The organism is Pseudomonas sp. DC3200b2, assembly GCF_049895785.1.
GTDB classification, from domain to species: Bacteria; Pseudomonadota; Gammaproteobacteria; order Pseudomonadales; family Pseudomonadaceae; genus Aquipseudomonas; species Aquipseudomonas massiliensis.
This window is the reverse complement of the sequence record NZ_JAFCTA010000005.1, coordinates 380,458-402,684: the sequence shown is the minus strand read 5'-3', so window position 1 is coordinate 402,684 and position 22,227 is coordinate 380,458. Positions and strand designations below refer to the sequence as shown.

At 59.1% G+C, this 22,227-nt stretch carries 20 protein-coding genes and 1 pseudogene; 16 read left to right on the top strand and 5 right to left on the bottom strand.

The annotated features are described in order from the left end of the window. Positions 1 to 16 precede the first annotated feature (16 nt). Complete coding sequence (locus ACP691_RS16995; RefSeq protein ID WP_426151217.1) at positions 17 to 1,255, bottom strand: NAD(P)/FAD-dependent oxidoreductase; 1,239 nt, start codon at positions 1,253 to 1,255, stop codon at positions 17 to 19. A 229-nt stretch (positions 1,256 to 1,484) separates the two neighbouring features. On the opposite strand from ACP691_RS16995, the gene ACP691_RS16990 reads away from it, so the two are divergent. The 12 genes from ACP691_RS16990 to ACP691_RS16935 all read left to right on the top strand — a co-directional run bounded on the left by ACP691_RS16990 (position 1,485) and on the right by ACP691_RS16935 (position 14,691). Further along, positions 1,485 to 2,324 (top strand): transporter substrate-binding domain-containing protein, encoded by an 840-nt coding sequence (locus tag ACP691_RS16990; protein ID WP_426199739.1) that lies wholly within the window; start codon positions 1,485 to 1,487, stop codon positions 2,322 to 2,324. A gap of 51 nt (positions 2,325 to 2,375) precedes the next feature. Beyond that, complete coding sequence (locus tag ACP691_RS16985; RefSeq protein WP_426151221.1) at positions 2,376 to 3,197, top strand: amino acid ABC transporter ATP-binding protein; 822 nt, start codon at positions 2,376 to 2,378, stop codon at positions 3,195 to 3,197. A gap of 11 nt (positions 3,198 to 3,208) precedes the next feature. Then, complete coding sequence (locus tag ACP691_RS16980; RefSeq protein WP_426151223.1) at positions 3,209 to 3,880, top strand: amino acid ABC transporter permease; 672 nt, start codon at positions 3,209 to 3,211, stop codon at positions 3,878 to 3,880. A gap of 10 nt (positions 3,881 to 3,890) precedes the next feature. Beyond that, positions 3,891 to 4,556 (top strand): amino acid ABC transporter permease, encoded by a 666-nt coding sequence (locus ACP691_RS16975; RefSeq protein ID WP_426151225.1) that lies wholly within the window; start codon positions 3,891 to 3,893, stop codon positions 4,554 to 4,556. Between the two features lie 18 nt (positions 4,557 to 4,574). After that, entirely contained in the window at positions 4,575 to 5,450 is an 876-nt protein-coding gene (locus ACP691_RS16970) for a dihydrodipicolinate synthase family protein (protein WP_426151227.1), read from the top strand. A 67-nt stretch (positions 5,451 to 5,517) separates the two neighbouring features. After that, positions 5,518 to 6,546: a proline racemase family protein gene (locus tag ACP691_RS16965; protein WP_426151229.1), complete on the top strand. Its 1,029-nt coding sequence runs from the start codon at positions 5,518 to 5,520 to the stop codon at positions 6,544 to 6,546. A gap of 88 nt (positions 6,547 to 6,634) precedes the next feature. Further along, positions 6,635 to 7,336, top strand: coding sequence for a GntR family transcriptional regulator (locus ACP691_RS16960; RefSeq protein WP_426151231.1), 702 nt, complete (start codon positions 6,635 to 6,637; stop codon positions 7,334 to 7,336). A gap of 131 nt (positions 7,337 to 7,467) precedes the next feature. Next, positions 7,468 to 9,456: a M10 family metallopeptidase C-terminal domain-containing protein gene (locus ACP691_RS16955; protein WP_426151233.1), complete on the top strand. Its 1,989-nt coding sequence runs from the start codon at positions 7,468 to 7,470 to the stop codon at positions 9,454 to 9,456. A 245-nt stretch (positions 9,457 to 9,701) separates the two neighbouring features. Further along, positions 9,702 to 10,325 (top strand): isochorismate family cysteine hydrolase YcaC, encoded by a 624-nt coding sequence (gene ycaC / locus ACP691_RS16950; RefSeq protein WP_426151235.1) that lies wholly within the window; start codon positions 9,702 to 9,704, stop codon positions 10,323 to 10,325. Positions 10,326 to 10,527: 202 nt separating this feature from the next. After that, entirely contained in the window at positions 10,528 to 11,754 is a 1,227-nt protein-coding gene (locus ACP691_RS16945) for a Fic family protein (RefSeq protein WP_426151237.1), read from the top strand. Positions 11,755 to 11,988: 234 nt separating this feature from the next. Continuing rightward, positions 11,989 to 12,369, top strand: coding sequence for a hypothetical protein (locus tag ACP691_RS16940; protein ID WP_040259780.1), 381 nt, complete (start codon positions 11,989 to 11,991; stop codon positions 12,367 to 12,369). Positions 12,370 to 12,774: 405 nt separating this feature from the next. Next, positions 12,775 to 14,691 (top strand): ATP-binding protein, encoded by a 1,917-nt coding sequence (locus ACP691_RS16935; protein WP_426151239.1) that lies wholly within the window; start codon positions 12,775 to 12,777, stop codon positions 14,689 to 14,691. 306 nt (positions 14,692 to 14,997) lie between these two features. Here ACP691_RS16935 and ACP691_RS16930 read toward each other — a convergent pair. The 4 genes and pseudogenes from ACP691_RS16930 to ACP691_RS16915 all read right to left on the bottom strand — a co-directional run. Beyond that, a pseudogene (locus ACP691_RS16930) lies at positions 14,998 to 15,229 on the bottom strand (antirestriction protein ArdR); the annotation flags it as partial. Positions 15,230 to 15,244: 15 nt separating this feature from the next. After that, positions 15,245 to 15,655 (bottom strand): type II toxin-antitoxin system VapC family toxin, encoded by a 411-nt coding sequence (locus ACP691_RS16925; protein ID WP_426151241.1) that lies wholly within the window; start codon positions 15,653 to 15,655, stop codon positions 15,245 to 15,247. After that, the gene (gene vapB, locus ACP691_RS16920; protein ID WP_426151243.1) at positions 15,652 to 15,882 is read right to left on the bottom strand and encodes a type II toxin-antitoxin system VapB family antitoxin; all 231 of its coding nucleotides are present in this window, start codon (positions 15,880 to 15,882) and stop codon (positions 15,652 to 15,654) included. The genes ACP691_RS16925 and vapB overlap by 4 nt, the downstream gene beginning before the upstream one ends. Before the next feature lie 351 nt (positions 15,883 to 16,233). Beyond that, positions 16,234 to 16,428: a hypothetical protein gene (locus ACP691_RS16915; RefSeq protein ID WP_426151245.1), complete on the bottom strand. Its 195-nt coding sequence runs from the start codon at positions 16,426 to 16,428 to the stop codon at positions 16,234 to 16,236. A gap of 295 nt (positions 16,429 to 16,723) precedes the next feature. On the opposite strand from ACP691_RS16915, the gene ACP691_RS16910 reads away from it, so the two are divergent. Genes ACP691_RS16910 through ACP691_RS16895 form a run of 4 tightly spaced genes read left to right on the top strand, consistent with a single transcriptional unit; the run spans position 16,724 to position 22,133 of the window. Next, positions 16,724 to 17,917, top strand: a complete 1,194-nt coding sequence (locus tag ACP691_RS16910) for a tyrosine-type recombinase/integrase (protein WP_426151247.1) — start codon at positions 16,724 to 16,726, stop codon at positions 17,915 to 17,917. Continuing rightward, the gene (locus tag ACP691_RS16905) at positions 17,910 to 19,598 is read left to right on the top strand and encodes a hypothetical protein (protein ID WP_426151249.1); all 1,689 of its coding nucleotides are present in this window, start codon (positions 17,910 to 17,912) and stop codon (positions 19,596 to 19,598) included. Before ACP691_RS16910 ends, ACP691_RS16905 begins: the two co-directional genes overlap by 8 nt. Beyond that, on the top strand, positions 19,595 to 21,676 hold the full coding sequence (locus ACP691_RS16900; protein ID WP_426151251.1) for a hypothetical protein: 2,082 nt from the start codon (positions 19,595 to 19,597) through the stop codon (positions 21,674 to 21,676). Before ACP691_RS16905 ends, ACP691_RS16900 begins: the two co-directional genes overlap by 4 nt. Position 21,677: 1 nt before the next feature. Next, positions 21,678 to 22,133, top strand: coding sequence for a hypothetical protein (locus tag ACP691_RS16895; protein ID WP_426151253.1), 456 nt, complete (start codon positions 21,678 to 21,680; stop codon positions 22,131 to 22,133). The last annotated feature ends 94 nt before the right edge of the window (positions 22,134 to 22,227 follow it).

Sequence of the window (22,227 nt, the reverse complement as noted above, 5' to 3'; positions counted from 1 at the left end):
GTCCAGTCCATCGTGATCAGAATCGGTTGACTCGATACGGCGTCATGTCCACGGGCGGTTGCTGCCCCGTGATCAGGTCCGCCAGCAGCCGGGCCGTGGTAGCGGCGTAGGTGAGCCCGAGGTGTCCGTGACCGCAGGCATACCAGACATTGCGCTGGGTCGCCGAGCGGCCCATCACTGGGACGGTGTCCGGCATTGCCGGGCGGTGGCCCATCCACTCACTGATGCCCTCCACCTGCAGCGTGGGCAAGGCCTCTTTGGCGCGCTTGACCAGCACCTGGGCTCGCCGGTAATTGGGCAGCGCCTCCAGCCCAGCCATTTCCACGGTGCCGCCGATGCGTACGCCGCCGGCAGTAGGGGTGACCATGAACGCCTTGGCTGGCCAGATGATGGAATGGCGCATGCTGATGCCCGGCGCCATCACCTGGGTGTGATAACCCCTCTCGGTTTCCAGCGGGATGGGCTCGCCGATCAGCTTCGACAGCCGGGCGGTATAGGCACCGGCGGCCAGCACCACTTCCTCAGCGGCCATCACCCGGCCGTCGCTCAGGCGCACGCTGGAAACACCACCATTGCTCCGGTCGAATTGCACGACTTCACCACGAACGATCTCTCCACCCAGGGCGGTAAAGCGTTGCGCCAGCTCCAGCACCAGCTTGTGCGGATCACTGATGGAGCGGTTTTCTGGAAAAAGCACTGCTTTACCGATCTGTTTCCCCAAGGCCGGTTCCAAGTCCTGGAGCGCAGCCTGATCCAGCACCTGGTGAGCGAAGCCGAAGCGCTCCAGCACCTCGATATGTTCGCGGTCGGCGCGGAATTCCGCTTCGTCGGTGTACAGGCTCAGGCAGCCTTGATCGCTGAGCATGTGTTCCAGGCCGGTCTGCTTGAGCAGCTGTGACAAGTCATCATGGACCCGGGCACACAGGGCGGCGCCGGCGGCCTCCAGTTCGCGCACCTTCGCCGGGCGGCTGGCGGCGAGGAAACGCAGGAACCAGGGCGTGAGCCTGGGCAGGTAGCCGGGCCGCACGCAGATAGGGCCCTCGGGATCGAGCAGCCATTTGGGCATCTGCGCCCACACCCCAGGACGGGACGCGGGCATGAATTCAGTCACGGCAATGCTGGCCATGTTGCCGAACGATGCTCCGCGGCCAGGCTCGTTCTTGTCCACCAGCAGCACCCGTTTGCCGGTCCGCTGGAGTTGGTAAGCGATAGTGGTGCCGATGATTCCAGCACCTACGACGACGATGGACGGCACGAGCACTCCTTAGGCTAGGTACGGGCCAGGTGCTGCCTGGCACTTATTGAATGGATGAACGGGAGCTCAAGGACCGCTGAGAACAGCCGGTGATTTTCCCGTTGACAGGGATCTTAAAGGCGACCTAACCTGAATGCAACGTTGCATACAACACGAATTCAAGCAACTGCTTGTGAACACGCTTTGCTCTTCTGCCTACAAGAACAAGTTCAACGCCAGAGGTGAAATCATGGTTCGTGCAGCTCCTCGTTTCATCAACATCCGCTTGGCCCGGGCCGCCCTGGTAGCGGCTACGCTAAGCGCGGCAACCGTTGCATCGGCGGCCGGCAATTCATGGCAAGACGTACAGAAGGCCGGTGTGCTGCGCTGTGGCGCCGCGGTCGCCGCGCCCTATGTGATGCGTGATGCCGCGTCCGGCCAGTACAGCGGCTATTTCGTCGACCTGTGCCGGGACTTCGGCGAGAACGTTCTTAAGGTCAAGGTCCAGTTCGTGGACACCAGCTGGGACAACCAGGTCGCCGGTATTCAGAGTGGCAAATGGGACATGGCCATGGCCTTGAATCCCACGCCAGAGCGCGCTCTGGCGGTGGGCTTCTCGACCCCGGCCGTGGACTACAGCGTGTCCTTGATGGTGAACAAGGAGAACCCCAAGTTCGCCGCCGCCAGCAACCGCCTGGCCGACTACGACAAGGACGGCGTCACCATCGCGGTAATGTCCGGTACTTCAGCGGACAAGGCCCTCTCCCGGGAAATCCAGCACGCCAAGATCATGCGCCTGCCTGGGTTGGACGAGACCCGCATGGCGCTGATCTCCCGCCGCGCGGATGTGTTGGCCGACGCCAGCGACACCAATCGCTTGTTCATCCGGCGCAATGACTGGGCCAAGGAAGTGGCCTTGCAGCCGGCCCTGGCCAAACAAGGCATTGCCTTCGGTGTAGCCCGTGACATGCCCGTGGCCGATCAGCAAGTGCTCAACATCTACCTGCAGCAGCGACGTGATGCCGGTGATATCGACAAGCTGGTAGAGAAGGCCAATGCCCAACTGGCCGTGGCGGGTCGCAACCCGTAACCCTTGAACTACCAAGGGCACGGCTGGCCGTGCCTGCGCGGAGACGACCCCATGAACACTCCCTATTTGGTGGCTGCGCCGCCACAGGCTTCGCTCACCCCGGATTCAGTCGAGGACGGCGATTTCATCCAGCTGCGTCAGGTGCGCAAGGCCTACAGCGAGCAGTTGGTGGTGATGGACCAGATGACCTTGAACATGCGCGCCGATGACCGGCTGGTCATCATCGGCCCTTCCGGCAGTGGCAAGAGCTCGCTGCTGCGTGTGCTGATGGGCCTGGAAAGCATCCAGGGCGGTAGCATCCACTTCCAGGGCAAGCCCTATATCGACGGCAGCCGCAAGCATGGCAAGCCGCTGGACGAGGCGCTGCACAAGCAGATCGGCATGGTGTTCCAGCACTACACCTTGTTCCCCCATCTCTCAGTGCTGGGCAACCTGATTCTGGCCCCAGTGAAGGTTCATGGCCTGAGCAAGGCCCAGGCTACCGAAAAGGCTCGTGCCTACCTGTCGCGGCTGGGGCTTGAAAGCAAGCTGCACGCTTACCCCAGCCAGCTCTCGGGAGGCCAGAAGCAGCGGGTGGCCATTGCCCGGGCGTTGATGCTCGAGCCTCGGCTGATGCTGTTCGATGAAGTCACCTCCGCCCTGGACCCTGAAATGGTCACCGAGGTGCAGAACGTGATGTTGCAACTGGCCGACCAGAAGATGGCCATGATCATCGTGACCCACGACATGCATTTCGCCCGCCATATCGCGACCCGGGTGGTGTTCTGCGCCAACGGCAAGGTGGTCGAGCAAGGCCCGCCCCAGCAATTGTTCACCGCTCCGCGTGAAGCGAGAACCCGGGAATTCCTGGAAAAAGTGCTGCATCTGGACTGAGGCGCGCCGCGATGAATTACCAATTCGATTTCCACTTTCTCAGCGGTAGCCTGCCGGCCTTGCTGGATGGGCTAAAGGTCACCCTGGAACTGGCCCTGGTGGCCAATCTGATCGGCCTGACCTGCGGTTTCCTTTTGTGCCTGATGACGCTTAGTCGCTGGTTCTTCGTTCGTTGGCCGGCCCAGCTGTTCATCGAATTCTTTCGCTGCACCCCGGCGCTGCTGCAGATTGTCTGGTTCTTCTATTGCGTGCCCATGCTGTTCAACGTCTTCGTCGACCCGGTCGCCATGGGCTTTCTGGCCCTTGGCCTGAACCTCACGGCTTTCAATGCAGAGGCCTATCGCGCTGGGGTGCAGGCCGTACCCCGAGAACACCTCGATGCCTGCGTCGCGCTCGGCCTGCGACCCTGGCAGCGCACGCTCTACGTGGTATTGCCGCAATCGTTGCGCAGCGCCTTGCCGGTACTGATGACCAACGGCATCGGCACCCTGCAGCAAAGCGCCCTGGTGGCCATAGTCGCCGTCTCAGACCTGATGTACGTGGGCAAGAGCCTGGCTACCGAAGCGTATCGCCCACTGGAAACCTACACCCTGATCGCCTTGATCTACTTCGCGCTCTCGCTGCCCATCGCCCAGTTCGTGCAGTGGTTCGAACGGCGCCAGGACCTGGCCGCGCAACGTTGAGGAAACCATTATGCCGCTCGATTTCTCGGTTGTGCTTGGTTACTGGCCCGTGCTGTTCAAGGGGCTATTGCTGACCCTGGCCTTCACCCTGGTCTGCGCGCTGCTGGGCAGCCTCTGGGGCTTCGTGGTGAGCCTGCTGCGCCAAGTCAGAACGCCCGTTCTGCGCCTGCCGCTGGCGTTGTACGTCGAGTTCTTCCGTGGCACGCCCTTGTTGATCCAGCTGTTCTGGGTCTTCTTCTGCTTCCCGGTGGTGTTCGGCTTGAACATCCCGCCCTACGCCAGCGTGCTGATCGCGCTCACTTTATATATGGGCGCGATTACCAGCGAAACCTTCCGCGGCGCGCTCAAGTCCATCGCCGGCGAACAGCACGACGCCTGCATCGCCCTGGGCCTGACGTCCAGAGTAAAGGTGCTTTATGTGGTATTTCCCCAGGCACTGCTGCGCGCCGTGCCGCCCCTGCTTTCGAATGTGGTGAGCCTGTTCAAGGAAAGCGCGCTCATCTCCTCGGTGGGCGTGGCCGACCTGATGTTCGTGGGCCAGAACATCTCCAACAGCACCGCCCGCCCCGTCGAGTTCCTTTCGGCCGTGGCCGTCATCTATTTCCTCGTGGCCTTCCCGCTCACCCGCCTGGTTGGCGTGGTGGAAGGACGGCTGTTGCGCCGTTACGCCTACTGAACCCCAAGGAGAGACACCGTGAAATTGAATGGCATCCTGCCCGCCCTCGTCACCCCTTTCAACGCTGCTGGCAAGGTCGATCACGACACCCTGGCGTCTATCCTGGAAACCCAGCTGGCCGCGGGCGTCAGCGGTTTCGTTCCGCTGGGTTCCACAGGTGAATACTATGCCCTGGCCAACGATGAGCGGCGGCAGATCCTCGCTACTGTGAAGGAAGTGGTTGGCGGACGCGGCACACTGATCGCCGGCGCCAACGGCTCCTGCACGCGTGAAGTGCTGGAACAGGTAAGCCAGACTGTGGACGCGGGCTACACCAACCTGCTGATCGCCCCGCCCTATTACGCCCTGCCTTCACAGGCCGAGCTGCTGGCCCATTATCAGACCATCCTGGACACCTTCCCGGACATCAATGTGGTGCTGTACAACTACCCCATCCGCACCAATGTGGAAGTGGGCATGGATGTTATCGCCGCGCTGCATGAGCATCCGCGTGTGCTGGGAATCAAGGAAAGCAGCGGCAACCTGCTGCGCGCCATCGAGATCGGCGAGCACTATAAAGGGCTGCAGCTTTCCTGCGGCTCAGACGACCAGGCCCTGGACTTCTACCTTTGGGGCGCGGACAGCTGGATCTGTGGCCCAGCCAACATTTTCCCGGAAAAGGTAGTGGCCTTCCATCGCACCTTCACTGGCGGTGACATCCGTGGCGCTCAGGAAATCATGCGTACGATGTTCCCCGTGATGGCCAACCTGGAAAGCGGCAAGTTCGTCCAGAAGGTAAAGTACGGGACCGAGCTGGCCGGCTTCAAGGTCGGCAACGCGCGGGCACCGCTGTTGCCGCTCACCGAAGAAGAGAAGGCAGAGTTCCGCCGCGTGTTCGAGGCGTGCCAGGGCTGACGGCCTCCCATTGCGCCGCTTCCGGTGTGCGCTCGCACCGGAGCGGCCCTATCGATAAGGCATCATCATGCGCTGGAAAAAAACACTGCAATTGGCCGAGGTTCACTGCGAAGGTGAAATCGGCAAGGTCATTACCGGCGGTGTGCTGGGTATCCCCGGCGACACCATGCTGGACAAGATGAACTACATCAACGAAGTGGACGACAGCCTGCGTCGGCTAGTGACCCTAGAGCCGCGAGGCTGCCTGCAGATGTCCGTGAACCTGCTGCTGCCGCCTACCCGGCCGGAAGCCGATGCTGGCTTCATCGTGCTGCAGGCCGACAAGGCCCATCCCATGTCTGGCAGCAACTGCGTGTGCGTGGTCACCGCCCTGCTGGAGCTGGGCATGCTTCCCATGCACGAACCGGAAACCACGGTGGTGCTGGACACCCCCGCCGGCCTGGTCACCGCCCGGGCCCTGTGCATGGACGGCCGCTGCCAGAGTGTCTCCCTTGACATGGTGCCAGCCTTCGTCGAGCACCTGGACTTTCCCATTGAAACCCCGGACCACGGCATCCTCAAGGTGGATATCGCCTTCGGTGGGGTGTATTACGCCTTGATCGACGTGGAGCAGGTAGGGCTGAGCATCGCCCCGGAACATGCTCGCCAGCTGGCCGAGACAGGCGTCGCGCTCAAGGAAGTGATCAATCGTCAGGTGAGTCTGCAGCACCCGCTGTTGCCTTCGGTCAACGAAGTGGCCTATGTGATGTTCCGCCATCGCCTGGACAACCATACCTACCAGACTTGCACCACCCTGCCGCCAGGCCGGGTGGACCGCTCCCCCTGTGGCACCGGCAGTTCAGCCAATTTGGCGACCCTGGCGGCTCGTGGTCTGGCCGAGGTAGGCGACCAGTTGGTGTCCCAATCCACCATCGGTGGGCAGTTCCAGGTGGGTTTCCTGGGCCGTACGGAGGTTGGCCACAAACCCGCGGTGCTGCCACGCATCACCGGCCGCGCCTGGCTCTACGGCTTGCAGCAGCTCGGCCTGGACCCGCAAGATCCGCTCTGCGAAGGCTTCATGCTCAGCGATACCTGGGGCTCGGGTTTCAACGCTTAGCCGGTGAGGGCGCGGCCGCCTGGCCGCGGCAGATGAAAGCCAACCGGGGTGCCATGTATCATGCTGGCTACCCCACAGAGACCTGAACATGGCTGAGAAGAAAGAGCTGGACACCGGCGTGCGCCGTCATGGGGGCCGCTATATCTATGACGAGCTGCGCAAGCAGATCCTCACCCTCAAGCTCAAGCCTGGTGAGCAGCTGGACGAAATCTCCCTGGCCGCGCAATTCGGCCTGTCTCGCTCGCCGGTGCGCGATGCCCTGGCACGGCTGACCGCCGAAGGCCTGGTGACCATACTCCCCAACCGCACCACTCTGGTGACGCCCTTCGAGATCGAGAACTTCCCCAACTACATCTCGGCCTTGGATCTGCTGCAGCGGGCGGTCTCCCGCCTGGCCGCGACCCAGCACCGCCCCGAGGACCTGATCGCCATCCGCAGGGCCGACGACGCTTACCTGGAAGCCGTGACCTCCGGGGATTTCCAGGCTATGTCCGAACTCAACAAGCGTTTTCACCTGGCTATTGCCCAGGCCGGGCGAAACCCTTACCTGGTCAGCGCCTATGAACGCCTGCTCGGCGAAGGGCAACGACTGCTGCACCTGCACTTCGACCATGTAATCAGCTCCGCCAGCACCCACCGCCTCGGCCGCGACCACGACGAGATCATCGGTTTCATCGCCGCCCGCGACGCCGATGCCGCGGAGAAGGCCGCCCATGAACACACCATGCTGTTCCAGCGCCGCTTCCTTGAATACATGCACCAGAACCTGACGGCCTCTATCTCGATCTAGCGCAGGGCTCGAAGGCGCCGCCGCGCTGGAAAATTCGCCAAACCCGGCTAGCTTGGAAGCACCGCAGCACCCATGCAGTGCCTCCTGGCGGCGAATGCGGCCCCTTTTCCTCGAGCAAAGGACTGTAGGCCATGACCTCCACAAGCTCCGATGGCGTGCGGGTTGTCCGCTCCGCCACTGGCAATATCCAGATAGACATCAACGGCGAAAACGATCCCGGCCGCAGCGTCGCCATCCAGGCGGACGGCAAGTTCTGGGTGGGCGGGTTCACCCATAACTTCGGCGAGCTATATGAATACGCCGTGGTGCGCCTCAACAGCAACGGCACCCTGGACACCGCCTTCGCCGATGGCGGCAAGTTGGTGATCGCCGACGAAGTGATGCTCGGCGATGAATACAGCCTGGCCATCCAAGGCAACGGTAAGCTTCTGGTGACCCGCGCCGGTTATCAAGACGGCAGCATCGACTTCCTCGTCAGCCGCTATAACACCGACGGCAGCCTGGACCAGACTTTCGGCCAGGGCGGCGTCACTCGGATAGACTCGGACATCAGCTATTCCAACACCGGCACGACCGTATTGGCCGATGGCAAGCTGCTGGTGAGCGGGCGCAACGACAGCCTGCACACCGTGGCCCGCCTGAACTCGGACGGCAGCCTGGACACCAGCTTCAACGGCACGGGCATCGTCCAGTTCGCCGAACCCGACAATGACACGGGCAATTTCGACTACGCCGTGGCGTTGCAGGCCGACGGCAAGATCCTGCTACCTGGCAGCGCCGACGGCGAATTCCAGCTGTACCGCTACAACGCCGATGGCAGCCTCGACACCACCTTCGGCGCCAACGGCCATGTCAGCTACAGCGTGTCTTCCGGCTGGGACGCGGCCTTTACGGTAGCGGTACAACCCGACGGCAAGATCCTCCTGGCGGGCAACAGCGATACCGAAAACTTCGGCACGGATTTCGGTATCCTGCGCCTCAACCCCGACGGCAGCCTGGACAAGACGTTCAGCGGTGACGGCAAGGCAACCTTCTCCCTGGCCGAGGGCAATGACACCGTACACTCCATTGCCCTGCAAGCCGACGGCAAGATCGTGCTGGCAGGTAGCGCCGAGGAGAACTACGGCGTGCTGCGACTCAATGCCGATGGCAGCCTGGACCGTAGTTTCGGCACTCTGATCAACGGGTTCGAAGACCTGATCGGCACCAGTGGCGACGATGTGATCATGGGTAGTGACGTGCGCGAAAACATCATCGGCTACGCAGGGAACGACCTGATCGATGGCGGACGCGGTGCGGAAACCATTATCAGCGGCGAAGGCGCGGACGTGATCCGCTATACCAGCCTCAGCGACAGCTACCGCTCGGCCAGTACCTCTTTCGCGGACGCCATCCTGGACTTCAACGCCAGCCTGGACCGCCTGGACCTTTCCGCCCTCGGTTTCACCGGCTTCGGCAACGGCCATGACGGCACCTTGGCCATCGTGCAAAGTGACAGCACCGGGCGCACCTACCTGAAAAGCTACGATGCAGACGCCGAAGGCCAGCGTTTCCAGATCACCCTCAACGGCCTCTATGAGGACCTGCTCGATCAGGACAATGTGTTGTTCAGCCCCTTGAGCCTCGAAGGCAGCGCCAGCGCCGACACCCTCAGTGGCACCGCCGTCAGTGAAGTGTTCAGCGGCCTCTCCGGCAACGACCGCCTCAACGGCGGCGCGGGCGATGATGTGCTATTGGGCGGCGCCGGGCGCGACACCCTCACTGGCGGCAGCGGCGATGACCTGTTCCGCTTCACTAGCCTTACGGACAGTTTTCGAACCACCACAACTGGGTATAGCGACCTGATCACTGACTTTGCCTCCGGCCAGGACCGTCTTGACCTCTCCGCGCTGGAGTTCACCGGCCTGGGTAACGGCCGCGACGGCACCCTGGCCATTCAGGTCAGCGCTGACGGCAGTCGCACCTACATCAAAAGCTACGACGCCGATGCCCAAGGCCAGCGCTTCGAGGTGACGCTCGCCGGCAACCACGCCGACCTGGCCAGCACAGACTTCATCTTCCATATCATGGACAACGCCTCGCTCGAATTGCTGGGCAGCGCTGCCCTGGAACAGGCTTAGGTACCTCTGACGCTGGCGAATCGGCTCTGACCGCCGCCTTCGCCAGCGTTGTTGAACGCCAGCGAAGCTGGCGAAATAGTAATCCCACCTGCGCCAATTGTCCCCATATCAGAATCAGTGCTTCCCTTTTCCGCCTAATTGTTCCTTTGCAGGCCAACCCCTAAAGTACTTCACATGCAGTGGCCACCGGCTAAACACCACCGCTAGCGCACATCCCCAATACTCTCGATCAAAGGAATACTGACATGACCACTTACAAGCGCCTGGACAAGAACGACGCCGTACTGCTGCTGGTCGACCACCAGACCGGCCTGATTTCCCTGGTGCAGGATTTTTCGCCCAACGAGTTCAAGAACAACGTGCTGGCCCTGGCCGACTGTGGCAAGTTCTTTGGCCTGCCCACCATCCTGACCACCAGCTTCGAGCAAGGCCCCAACGGCCCGCTGGTGCCGGAACTGAAAGAAATGTTCCCGGAGGCGCCCTACATTCCCCGCCCCGGCCAAATCAATGCGTGGGACAACGAAGACTTCGTCAAGGCGATCAAGGCCACCGGCCGCAAGCAGCTGATCATCGCTGGTGTGGTCACCGATGTGTGCGTGGCCTTCCCCACCCTCTCTGCCCTGGCGGAAGGCTTCGATGTGTTCGTGGTCACCGATGCCTCCGGCACCTTCAATGAAACTGTGCAACAAGCGTCTTGGGCACGCATGACCGCCGCCGGCGCGCAGTTGATGAACTGGTTCAGTGTCGCCTGCGAACTGCATCGCGACTGGCGCAACGATATCGAAGGCCTGGGCAACCTGCTGTCCCAGCGCATCCCCAACTACCGCAACCTGATGAACAGCTATTCGGCCCTGACGGCCAAGGGCTGATCGCGAGCGGCTCACAGCCTCAACATGACGGGGCTTGGAAGCCAACGAAGCTGGCGAAAGCGCAAGCCAAGCCCAAGAGCAGGATCGTGCCCCTCTACTCTTGATCATCATGCCATGAGCCGAATAAACAACCTATTCGGCTCACTACATGAGCCGAATAGCGCTATTATTCGACTCATCTCTGTCTATGCGGGCTCGAGCCATGCTCTGGATCTGGCAACACAAGGCATGGCCGGCATTTACTTGGAACGCTGACGCACTTGCACCTCAGCTCAGGGCATGTGCCCAGGCGCAAGGCCGCTTGCTCGGCCTGGCCGGGAGCGTGGAAGGAGCAGCGGACAAACAACAGCAACTGAACGCCCTTCTGCAGAACATCGTGACCTCCTCGGCCATCGAAGGCGAACAGCTCAACGTCGGCTCCGTGCGCTCTTCCCTCGCCCGTCGGCTCGGCGTGGCCGATACCGGGCAGCCCAGTCCGCGCAGCGAGGGGCTGGCCGAACTGTTGATGGACGCCACCGGCAACTACAACCAGGCCTTGACACAGGAGCGGCTGTTTCGCTGGCATCGCTGGTTGTTCCCCATGGAAACCTCGCTACTGGCGAAGCCAATCCGCGTCGGCGAACTCCGGGGGCCTTATCCGATGCAGGTAGTATCGGGTCGCCTTGACCAACCCACTGTCCACTTTCAAGCCCCACCTCGCCAAGGCCTAGAACAGCAGCTAGCCGAATTCCTGACCTGGTTCGCCAGCAGTCTTGAAGACGCTGCCCTTGATCCATTGCTACGCGCCGGTATCGCTCACTTCTGGTTCGTGACGCTCCACCCCTTCGATGACGGCAACGGCCGCCTCACCCGCGCCCTGACCGACCTGGCCCTGGCGCAAGCCGACAACGAAGGCATCCGTCTTTATGCGATGTCTGCCAGCATCCTCGACGACCGCGCCGGCTATTACCGCATCCTGGAGAACTGTCAGCGAGGCAGCCTGGACATCACGCTCTGGCTGCAATGGTTCTTGCACACGCTATTGCGCAGCCAGCAAGCTGCCCTTGCCCGTATCGATCGGGTAGTCGCCAAGGCGCGATTCTGGCAGGCCCACCGTGGCAGCGAGCTATCGCCGGAGCAGCTCAAAGTGCTAAACCGACTGCTGGACGGCGGCGAGTGGGGCTTCGAAAACGGCATCAGCGCGGCCCAGTATCAGGCAGTAGCCAAAGTCTCGAAGGCGACGGCCACCCGGCATCTGGCCGATCTGGTGAGCAAAGGATGCCTGGAGCGAATGCCGGGTGGGGGGCGGAGTACGCGCTACCAAGTAGCTGGGCCAGGGTTCCAACATCGCAGCATGCGGGTGACTGACAGCAAAGGCCTGGTCGAGCCTGGCGACTCCACGTCTACCCTTGGAAAGCACCGGCCCTCGGCTAAAACGATGCGGTCGTAAAGTACAGGGCTATGTTGGTCATAGGTCGCCGCGCCAGTCTTGGTCAACTCATAACCCATATCAAGATCATCAGGCTGTAGCTGCCTACTTTCAATTTGCTTTCAATTTGCGGGCCAGTGCGTGCAGTACCGCAGCTTTGTGGCGAATCCAAGGGCCAACCATTGGTCCAGACCGACGGCACTTCACGCCCCGCTCGGCTTCAATAGCTATAGGTACACAACCGGGAGAACCACAATGCCACGTGGTGACAAGGACAAATATACCGACAAGCAGAAACGCAAGGCCGAGCACATCGAGGAAAGCTACGAGCGCAAAGGCATGTCTGAAGGCCAGGCCGAAGCACGGGCCTGGGCCACGGTGAACAAGCAGTCCGGCGGCGGCGAGCGTAGCGGCGGCTCGGGCAGTAAAACGCCTTCCGGCGAGAAGAAAACCGCCCGTTCGGATTCGGCCAAGCGTGCAGCGAAAACCCGCGAGGGGCATTCGCGCAATTCCGGTGCCTCCCTGGAAACCCAGAGCAAGGAGAGCCTGCTCAAGGAAGCGCGGAGCCAAGATATCAAGGGCCGCTCGACCATGACCAAGGCCGAACTGATCAAGGCCTTGGGCGGGCGTGGCTGATACCTGCGATATCCATCGGTTTGCCTGTTAGGTCGGGTGTGGGATAACCGCCTGGTTTGGGCGTTTTCAGGCAGGCAAGGCTGATTGCGCCGTGCGCGGCATCACTGCCATATGCTGGCGCCCTCCTGGCTGGATGAGCGATCATTGAGCCGGCGCCTGGGTTGCTCCATCAGCTCCCAGGCCTGACCAGGGCCTACTGGCGCGGGCGCTAACTCGGTGCGGTGCAAGCGCCTGTCATCAGCTTTGTGCTTTCAATACAGCACAGTGAGCGGTCGCTGAGCGCCTCGCTTTTTGGCGTGCCGCTGGATCGTTGTATTTTCGCGCGCGAACAACGGCGTTGGCACCGCTGGCGTTGCGCCTGGTTCATTGCATGTCGGCGTACCGCTAGGCGGCCTGGAGTACTGGTTGAGTCGTTACTTCGCACACATTCCTTCTCTGCTGACCCGCATGGCCCAGTCTCGCTTCAAACGGCCGGTTCGCTACGTGGGAGCCGTGGTCATCGTTGTGCTGTGCTGCATCCTGCGCGCGCAGCTTCCCGCGACGGCGCTACCTTACCTGTTCTTCATTCCCGAACTGATGATCATCGGCTTCTGGTTTGGCGTCGGGCCCTCCCTGGTGGGTTGTGTCCTGGCTGTACTGTCAGCGCAATTTTTTTTCACCGGGCCTATCGGTTTCGCCACGGATGATGCGACCACCTGGGTCAATAGCTGCAGTTTTGGCCTGGTTTCACTGGCCATGGCCGTAGTGTGCGCTTTTCTACGACGCACCCTGATTTCCGTGCACGGCATGAACCAGCACCTGGAGGAAGAAGTCGAGCGACGCACCCAGGAGCGCGACGGCATCTGGAACGTCTCTCCTGATCTGATCTGTACCCTTTCCGAAAGCGGCGAGCTGCTGGCCATGAACCCGGCCTGGCCGGCCCGAACGGGATGTAGCGAGCAAGAGCTCAAGCATGGAGGGTTCTATCGCTTCATTACGTCTGCGCAGGTCACCGAGGCCTTGCAGCGCTTGCGCGAGCAGCCCATTGCCGAGCTCGATACCCGAGGCGAACGCGCCAATGGTGAACTGTTGCACCTGAACTGGCGCATCGCCCAGCGACACGGGCGCTACTTTGCTGTAGCCCGGGATGTCACCTTGCAGAAAGCCCGCCAGGAGGCCCTGGATGAAGTTCGCTCCCAGCTTCAGCAAAGCCAGAAGATGGACGCCATCGGCCAACTCACCGGCGGCTTGGCCCACGACTTCAACAACCTGCTGACCGTGATCACCGGCAGCCTGGACATGTTCGAAAGCCGCCTTGACCAAGGCAGGTTCTCCGAGCTGCCGCGCTACTTGGTACTAGCCAAAAGCGCCTCCACCCGCGCCGCCTCCCTCACCCATCGGCTATTGGCCTTCGCCCGCCGACAACCACTGGCCGGTCATGTGGTAGACCCGATCAAGCAGATTCGCGGGATGAAAGAGCTGGTCGCCCGGACTCTGACCCCGCGTATCGACTTCGAGGTGCTTACCCCGGAAGAGCGCTTGCTCTGCTTCTGCGACGGCCACCAGCTTGAAAATGCCGTGCTCAACCTTTGCATCAATGCCCGAGACGCCATGCCCAAGGGCGGACGCCTGCGCGTTGAGGTGCTTCGAATCACCCAGCAGCCGGCACAGGCGCTGCCTGCCCGGCCCGCCGGAGACTATGTTCAGATACGGGTATCGGACACCGGCACCGGCATGTCCCCTAAGGTACTGGAACGCGCTTTCGACCCCTTTTTCACCACCAAGCCCCAAGGCTCGGGCACGGGGCTTGGCTTATCCATGGTCTATGGCTTCGCTCGGCAATCATCCGGTGATGTACACATCGAGTCCACGCCGGGTCAAGGTACCGCGGTAAGCCTCTTCTTACCGCTTCATCAGGGGGCGGTCGACACCGGCGGCTCGGCCGAGCCGACAGCCTCGGTCATGGAAAGCACCGCCCCACGCGGCTCGGTGTTGGTGCTCGACGACGAAGGCGCCATCCGCGACCTGGTGGCCCAGGCGCTGGAAGACATGGGCCATACCGTGATCAAGAGCGAAACCGGCGCCCAGGCCATGCAGCGGTTGCAGGAAACCACGGACCTTGAGTTGTTGGTGACGGACATTGCCTTGCCCGGTGGCATCAGTGGAGACGAAGTCGCCTCAGCCACCCTTGAAGCGCACCCCACGGCCAAGGTGCTGTTTATCTCAGGCTTCTCGGAAACCGCCACGCCAGTGAATGGCTTCGGTGAAAGCCAGATGCAGCTGCTGCCCAAGCCGTTTTCGATCGGTGAATTCAAGCAGGCCGTGGTGAGGCTTCTGGGCTGATGCCGCGGCGCGCATAGCAAGCCGGTCAGCCTGTGCCCAGACCCGTGACGCCGAGAATGATCAACGCGCCCGCCACAAAATGGATGGGGTGAATGTTCTTTCTGAGAAAGTGAATCGCCCCTGCTTTCCGTGGTCGTCTCAGTTTCGGAACAGGCTTGGCCAGCTGCAGGAGAGTCGCAGCCGGTTCGGGCTCCACCTCATGCTCACCTTGGATATTCCCAGGCCGGTTTCGCAACGCAGATTCAGGAACTCGCTCTGCCACCAAACCTCGCTGCCATTGATCCGAACGCACGCTTGCGAAGCCAGCGGTACCACCGCGACCCACGCTTCTGCACCGTTGTAGTCGTCGCCGCCCTCGGCCTTGAAGATCAGCCCGGCCTTGTCCACGGCATACGCACCTGGGCGCTCGCTGGCCAGGTCGCGCAGCTCATCCTTCCAGCCGTACACCCCGCCGTTCCATACCAAAACGACACCTTCACGGCGTTCTTGATTGCCTGCTCGCCACGGTCGAGCGTAGCCCCTCGATCAGTTGTGCCATGGTCACAACTTTTTCTTAAACCCAGTCTTCGTAAACAAGGCCAGGAACACGGCCAAATTCACGCACGTTGTTGGTCACCAGCGTACAGCCGATAGCGATTGCATGGCCCGCAATGGCCGTGTTGTTAGGACCATTGAGGTTGCCTGCTTTGGCCAGCACACGCATGACCTCAACGGTGGCATCGACTGCTCGTTGATCCCACGACACCACGGCATCCAGCCGTTTTACAAACTCATCCACCAGCATCTTGTGCTTGGCCGAGGCCTTCTTCCCGATCTGGCCATAGCGCATTTCTGCGTAGGTGATGGCCGAAATAACAATCCGCTTGCCCTGCTCAACTTCGGTAGCCAAGCGTTTGATCACCGCTTCCGGGTGTTCACGCATGATGAATGAGCAGATGCAGGTATCGAGCATGTAGGTGCTCACAGATTGAACCTGCCTTCATCGCCGGCCACAGCGGGGCGCTCTTGCAGAAACTCAGCATCTGCCTTCGGCAAGTCAGAAAAGGATGACCAGGATGGACGCGCAGGTCGCAGAGTGATCACGTCACCCTCCCGCGAAATCTCAAGCTCACCGACGCCTTCATAGGCCATGTCGGTGGGTAACCGAACGGCTTGATTCTTGCCATTTTTGAAAATAGAGACGGTACGCATGGTTGCAACTCCGGCACATGTTAGATATATGCAAAATCCAGGTGCTGATGGCCAAGAATGGTGAACCGTCTCCACATCGCCGGTTGCGACCAACACCTTGGCCGCTAGGGAGCGTCTGCCGCTGTGCGACGACCCCTGCTTGATGCCGGCCTGCCTGTAGAGCCTGCTGATGGTCTGCTGGAGCGAATCACACGCCCGGTACACCTCTGGTCCACTGTCCAGTTCGCGGTGCTTGAACGCCAGTTCAAAGGCTTGGCCCTTATGCGTGGTGACCAGCTTTGAACCTGGGCGCAGGCCCCGGTATTCGTCTGCGCTGGAAAGGCTCCAGCGGCGCCGCAAGCGAACCGCGATCTAGCCGTCCAGAGCGGCAAGGCATCGAGCATGGGTCAGGTACACATTGCGCGGTCGGCAGCCCTTAGTGATGTCTGCACGTAGATACACCTCCAGCCTGATGGCTCCGCTGGGGTAAAGCACATCTGCGACCTCCAGCAAGGCCAGCTCGGTGACTCGAATGCCGGTGGCGTGGGTCAGCCATAGCAAAAGCACGTCACGCTCAGGAATACGCCCGGTTATACCGGCAACGCGAATTAGGGTTTGAATTGACCAGCGCGAAGGGATGTTGCGCGGCGGACAGGTGTAGTCATGGGGCTCTCTGTCAGAATTGGTGACGAATCGCGGACGATCCTGCGAGAGTTGGCAGCGGGCCTCCTCCTGAATAGTTTACAGGCCCGCGTGCCGGGCTGTTCACGCAGGGTAACCCTGTTTCTGTTACAGACAGCGTTCAGTTTATTCAGTAGGCTAGAGTTATTCCTCTTTCTTGATCTGAATGAGTGGTTTGGCCATGAGGCTGCTATTCACCGATGAGAGCTTCGTTCTACTGACGCAGCCATTTGTGGGAATCCCGTTTCTGCTAGATAGGCGCATGGAACTTGTTGAGCTAGCAAACGATTACCTCATGTATCTGGCCCTGGAGAGAGGCAAGACCCGCAGCCCGAAGACGTGGAGAAATCATGGTGAGGCGCTGTATGACTATTTCTCTTGGCTGGAGGCCAACCAGCTTGATTGGGCTCATGTGCCAAGCATTGGGAATGCTCAGTCAGGGGTAAGCAATCTTGCTGCCTACCGTAATTGGTCAATCTCACTGCTCAACCAGGCAACCGGGCTCCGGGCCATAAAACCGAGCACCATGAATCAGCGCCTAACCTGCCTGATGGGGTTCTATCAATGGGCGCAGAAGCGCGGACACATAGACTCGGTGCCTTGGGACGCATCGCCAAAGTTCGTGGCGGGCAACAGTCAGGGCTTCATGCGACATGCACATGCTGCCAAGACTACCGAGGGCGATGATCTACGGCTGAAGGTCTTTCGCGAACCGCCGAAGCTCCTGTCACTCGATCAAGCGAAGCTCTTGCTTCATGCCTGCTCTACAAGAACGCTTCACCTGATGACTGTCCTGATGTTGCAGACAGGTCTTCGCAATGAAGAATGCAGAACCTTCCCAGCCAAATATGTGTTCGACCCGACAGGGCTAGATGTGCGGAAACGAATTCGCATTGACCTCAGTCCGTCAGACATGCTGCTGAAAAACTCAAAACCCAGAACAGTTTTCATTGGGTGGCACGTCATGCGGGAGCTTTTTGATTACCTGTCCTTTGGAGAAGGGGCGTCGAGAGCCAATCTGGGGAGGCATAAGCGCCCCGCAGGTGCACAGCCAGTGTTCCTGAATGTCGATGGGGCTGCATTCAGCGAGAAGGGACTGAACAACGCGTACAGGCGGCTGTGGGCCGGGAATAATCCCTCATTGGCATTCAGGGTGACCCCGCACATGCTTCGACATACCTTTGCCACGTTCGAGCTGTTCCACCAGGCGCAGCGTATGGCTATAGGTCAGGCGCTGGCTTGGGTGCGTGATCGGCTTGGGCATAACAGCGTCCAGACAACAAGCATTTACCTGCACTGCATTGACCTCTTGGAGGACGCTGAACTCAATGCGTACCAGGAAGAGTTAGATTTGCTAGGGAGGGCGCATGACTAGGGCACGAAAACACTACGGGATTCAGCCTGATAACGTGATCCCTCTTCAGATTACACAGAAACCGCCTGAAGCCATGACGATTCAAGTTGAGGGGAGGATTTACGACTTCACCCGATGGGCATCAGTGCCTGGAGAAACGAACAACGCTGAAAGGCAGCAAATAGCGAGCGAGATGCGCGAGGCCGTCTACGAGATTCAATTGTCCGGGGCTAGCCCCTCCACAATTCTGAACCTTTGTGTATCAGGCATGCGTTACTGGTTCAAGTACCTGGACAACGAAACATCAAAGGGCCGTATTGTTGGATGCCTGGATGACATATCCCCTCGAACGGTCGAGAGGTATACCGAATGGCTAAAGCAGCAACCGTCAAGAGGCAAGGGAACAATATCAGTTACATCCGCGCGAGCGATCTACAACGCCACTAAAACGGTTTTGATGAACCGTGTTCGTGCCGGAAAGATGAGCATCGGCGTTTTCCCCCAAGTCCCTTTCCCGAATGCAGATAGGGCCTATGTAGGCCACCAGGCCTTCACTCAGGGCGAGGTCGAACGCCTGCTTGCAGCACTCTTGAAGGACTTGGGTCTAATCCGCTCAGGCGGCTTGCCAGGAGGCAGCGAAGCAGCAGCCATGGCGGTTTACCTTTTACTTATAGCTGCTCGAAGTGGTCGAAATCTCACCCCGTTACTTGAGCTGAGCCGGGACGCAATAACTGATCACCCCCTCAAGCCCGACATGGGTATTCTTCAGGTGTACAAGCGCCGGGGCTTCAAGATTCACCGACAAGCTTTTCGCTACCACTCAGCAGACGATGTATCGACGACGATCCCCTGTGATGTAGTGACCCTGTACCGGGAGGCCATTTCTCGCTCTGCCCTGCTCGCAGAGTTGGCCCCGAAGGGCATGCAAGATCGGGCTTGGTTGTATCGCGCAAAGGGGCGAGGCGTGACCCCCCTAAGCGCCTCTGACGTTGCCCAGCAAGCCGCGGCACTGGTTGCCAGGCATCAGATCATCAGCGATAGAACAGCCCCCGACGGTAAACCCGAACCATTGCAGGTGAACGTATCGCGACTGCGTAAGACCTTCGCTACGCGGATGTGGCAACTGACTAGTGGAAATCTGTTCAAGACAGCACAACTCTTGGGCAACAGCGCCCGAATGACAGATAGCCATTACCTTGCAGTATCGCCCGAAATGGAGCGAAACCATAAATTCGTTGGCCGCGTGCTGGAAGGAATCATGACCGGGCAAGTGAATGAGCAGAGCTTTCGCGATGACTTATCGGCCAAGTTGTCCATGGAGCCTGAAAAGGTCGATCTGCTACTCAGTGGGGCTATGAATACAGGTGTGGCAAGGTGTTCAGACCCGATCAACGGGCGTTTCGCCCTGCGAAATGGCAGCTCAAACTGCCAGCGTTTCCTTCACTGCTTTCGCTGCCCAAATCAGGTCGTGCTCGAATCAGACCTATACCGTTTGTTCAGCTTCTATTGGCTTCTAGTCAAGGAACGTGGGCTGCTTGGTAAGTCTAAATGGAAAGCGGTGTACGCATGGGTTATCAGGGTTATCGACAATGACATAGCACCTCGTTTTAATCCTGCTGTTGTCGAACGGGAGCGACAACGAGCCCTCAATGCGCCTCATCCCATGTGGGGAGATAGAGCACTGCTTGGAGGTGCTAATTGAATAATGCCGGTGTAATCACATCTAGGCCACCCTGCGCGTTGCTGCGGAACATCATACCTGACGATCGGGTCGATCTGGCCGTAACTTATATTACAGGGGATGATGGAAAGCCTATTGTGCTCTCTAGTTATAACAATAATATATGGGACTTCTCCCCCTATATTCATAATAAAAACACAGCCAACCTTCGAATTAACTTTGACTTCGAGCTATGCAGCGGCGTAAGTCTGATCAGCAAGGCCACAAGAAGCCTCATGGATGCCGCCAAATCATTTATATACACTCGCTGGCTAGCCAAGTCACCCCGCTCAAGTAAAAATATAAAGGCTGCAACACTTATTTCTTGCTGGACAAACCTAAAGCCATTACTCAAATGGATGCACGAAAATAATATAGATACATTCGCCGGATTGACGCCGGATCAATGTGCGCGCTTTGCACGTCACATTTCTACTCGCGAAAAAATAAACCAGAGGAAGATCATAGGTCATCTTGAGTGTCTTGAACTGATATACCTATTCAGAAACAGACTAGGCCAGCCTATGAGGCAGCACCCTTGGCCAGATGACACGGCATTCACCATCGCTGGAGCAAGGCGCAGTGAAGGAATGTATGACGTTAAAACGGAACTCATCCCGAAACGGATTTACGCAAAGCTTGGCAGTAAGGCGATAAGTTTTATCGAGAATGAGTCTGAGCGCGTATCGAGCACATGGACTACTTTTCACTCTGCATATGCAGAGGAAATCAGTCTCGCGGAATATCACGCTCTGAAAAGAATAGAGAACGGTGCCAAGCGCCAATATAAGACACTGCAAACTGCCACCTACGACATTGCTAGAGCAAGGGCTTTTTCCAAAGTCGAGAAGACGCTCAAATCCAACGGCTTCGATAACCTAAAAGACCTCGATGATGAAGCTCGATTTCTACGCACATGCTGCTACATAGTCATAGCCATGTTTAGCGGGATGCGAGACTCAGAGGTGGTTTCATTGAAGATCAATTGCTTCGAGCGCTCATCGGATATGGATGGCGAAGAGTACTGTTGGTTGCACGGTCTGACATATAAGCTGGAAGATCAACCCAAACCGGGCAAATGGATGGTCCCTGAAATCGTAGAGAAGGCAGTTTGCATAGCCAATGAAATACGGAGGCCCGTAGCTGCGTACATTGCAAAACAGGCAGAGCTGAATTCTGAGATAGCGGAGACACAGGCGCATGCCGCTAAAGCTGCAGATGACGCATCCATTCTTGGTGAAAGCCTGTTTTTAGGATGGAAGGCATCGGGTACAAGGCCTCAATTCCTGCTTAATATGCAATCGAACAGGATGCTGAAGCAAGTTGCAGAGCGCTTTGAACTGATCACGCAAGGCGAAGACATGTCCGAAGTGATTGATCGTGCAACAATTACTCCTAAAACTCTTTGGCCACTTGCCACACACCAATTCAGGCGGACCTTTGCGGTATTTGTTGCCAGGAATGTATTGGGCGATGTTCGGTATCTACGGCACCACTTTAAGCATTGGTCGATTGATATGACTCTGCACTACGCAAAAGACCCACTCTTTGATGACAGCCTTTTTGAATCTGTGGTGTCCAAACGAGACGAGCTACAGGCCAGCATCATTTCTGGCTGGTTAGCTCCTGGCCAAAGTCTCGCTGGCGGACGAGCCGGGCATATCGTTAGCTTCAGAGGGCGGGCCGAGGTTAAAACAGCCAAAGACCCTCAAGCTCTCGCGAAGGCCGTAGGCGAAGGCATCTTCATTCGCGGAACCGGGCACTCCTGGTGCCTTGCCACAACCGAAGGCTGCGGGGGCGAAGGACTTTACGATGCTATCCGTTGCGCAGATTGCGGTGAGGGCGTCATCGACCAAGGTCACTTGATAATCTGGCAGCGCGTTAGAGATCAGCAGATCGAGGCACTTTTTTGGCCTGATATGGGCGACCCGGCCTGGGAGCGTACCTCTCGGCATCTACGCGAGGCCGAGCGAGTGCTTGCCGAGTTGGGGCACCCAGTTGATCCTTACCCCTTACCAGATCGACCATCGCGCCTCATAGCGACAGTGGAGACTAACTAGCATGGGTAGCGATCAGACAAGGCGAGCAATTGAGCTAGCCATATCACGGATTACCAGGGGGCGACCCAAGACTGTCCAAGCAAGTCGGAAACTCAGCATCGCCTCAGTTGCCGAAGAGGCAGGGATCAGCAATGCGACGATCCATAACCGCTACCCAGATCTGGCGGAACTGATTCGCCAAAAGACCAACAAAGAGTCGAGAGAAAAGCTCGCTCAGAAAGCGAAAGACCTCCGTGGTGCCGATCGGACGATCAAAGAGCTGCGCGAGGCGCTTGCTGAGCGGGATGCCGACTTGAAGTGTATTGCTATCGTGAATCTGCGTCTCAGCGCCGAGAAAAAAGCCCTTCAAGAACAGAACACACTACTAACCAAAGCGAATCATCGCTTGGAATCAGTAAATCGTGATCTGATGGCTAGGGTTAACAGCCGTAGAGGCGCGGTAGAGAAGACCAGATGAGGTGGTGCTTTATCTTGCCCCTTGCCAACCGCTTGGCATATGCGTGATTGCATGGGCTTGACCACCCATTCGCACTCGACTTGACCAGTTATTT

Bases quoted from the DNA above. Each gene is read 5' to 3' on its own strand.
- vapB (WP_426151243.1), bottom strand. From the start codon at position 15,882: ATGCGTACCGTCTCTATTTTCAAAAATGGCAAGAATCAAGCCGTTCGG.
- ycaC (WP_426151235.1), top strand. From the start codon at position 9,702: ATGACCACTTACAAGCGCCTGGACAAGAACGACGCCGTACTGCTGCTG.
- ACP691_RS16940 (WP_040259780.1), top strand. From the start codon at position 11,989: ATGCCACGTGGTGACAAGGACAAATATACCGACAAGCAGAAACGCAAG.
- ACP691_RS16945 (WP_426151237.1), top strand. From the start codon at position 10,528: ATGCTCTGGATCTGGCAACACAAGGCATGGCCGGCATTTACTTGGAAC.
- ACP691_RS16985 (WP_426151221.1), top strand. From the start codon at position 2,376: ATGAACACTCCCTATTTGGTGGCTGCGCCGCCACAGGCTTCGCTCACC.
- ACP691_RS16910 (WP_426151247.1), top strand. From the start codon at position 16,724: ATGAGGCTGCTATTCACCGATGAGAGCTTCGTTCTACTGACGCAGCCA.
- ACP691_RS16965 (WP_426151229.1), top strand. From the start codon at position 5,518: ATGCGCTGGAAAAAAACACTGCAATTGGCCGAGGTTCACTGCGAAGGT.
- ACP691_RS16975 (WP_426151225.1), top strand. From the start codon at position 3,891: ATGCCGCTCGATTTCTCGGTTGTGCTTGGTTACTGGCCCGTGCTGTTC.
- ACP691_RS16990 (WP_426199739.1), top strand. From the start codon at position 1,485: ATGGTTCGTGCAGCTCCTCGTTTCATCAACATCCGCTTGGCCCGGGCC.
- ACP691_RS16980 (WP_426151223.1), top strand. From the start codon at position 3,209: ATGAATTACCAATTCGATTTCCACTTTCTCAGCGGTAGCCTGCCGGCC.
- ACP691_RS16960 (WP_426151231.1), top strand. From the start codon at position 6,635: ATGGCTGAGAAGAAAGAGCTGGACACCGGCGTGCGCCGTCATGGGGGC.
- ACP691_RS16905 (WP_426151249.1), top strand. From the start codon at position 17,910: ATGACTAGGGCACGAAAACACTACGGGATTCAGCCTGATAACGTGATC.
- ACP691_RS16895 (WP_426151253.1), top strand. From the start codon at position 21,678: ATGGGTAGCGATCAGACAAGGCGAGCAATTGAGCTAGCCATATCACGG.
- ACP691_RS16955 (WP_426151233.1), top strand. From the start codon at position 7,468: ATGACCTCCACAAGCTCCGATGGCGTGCGGGTTGTCCGCTCCGCCACT.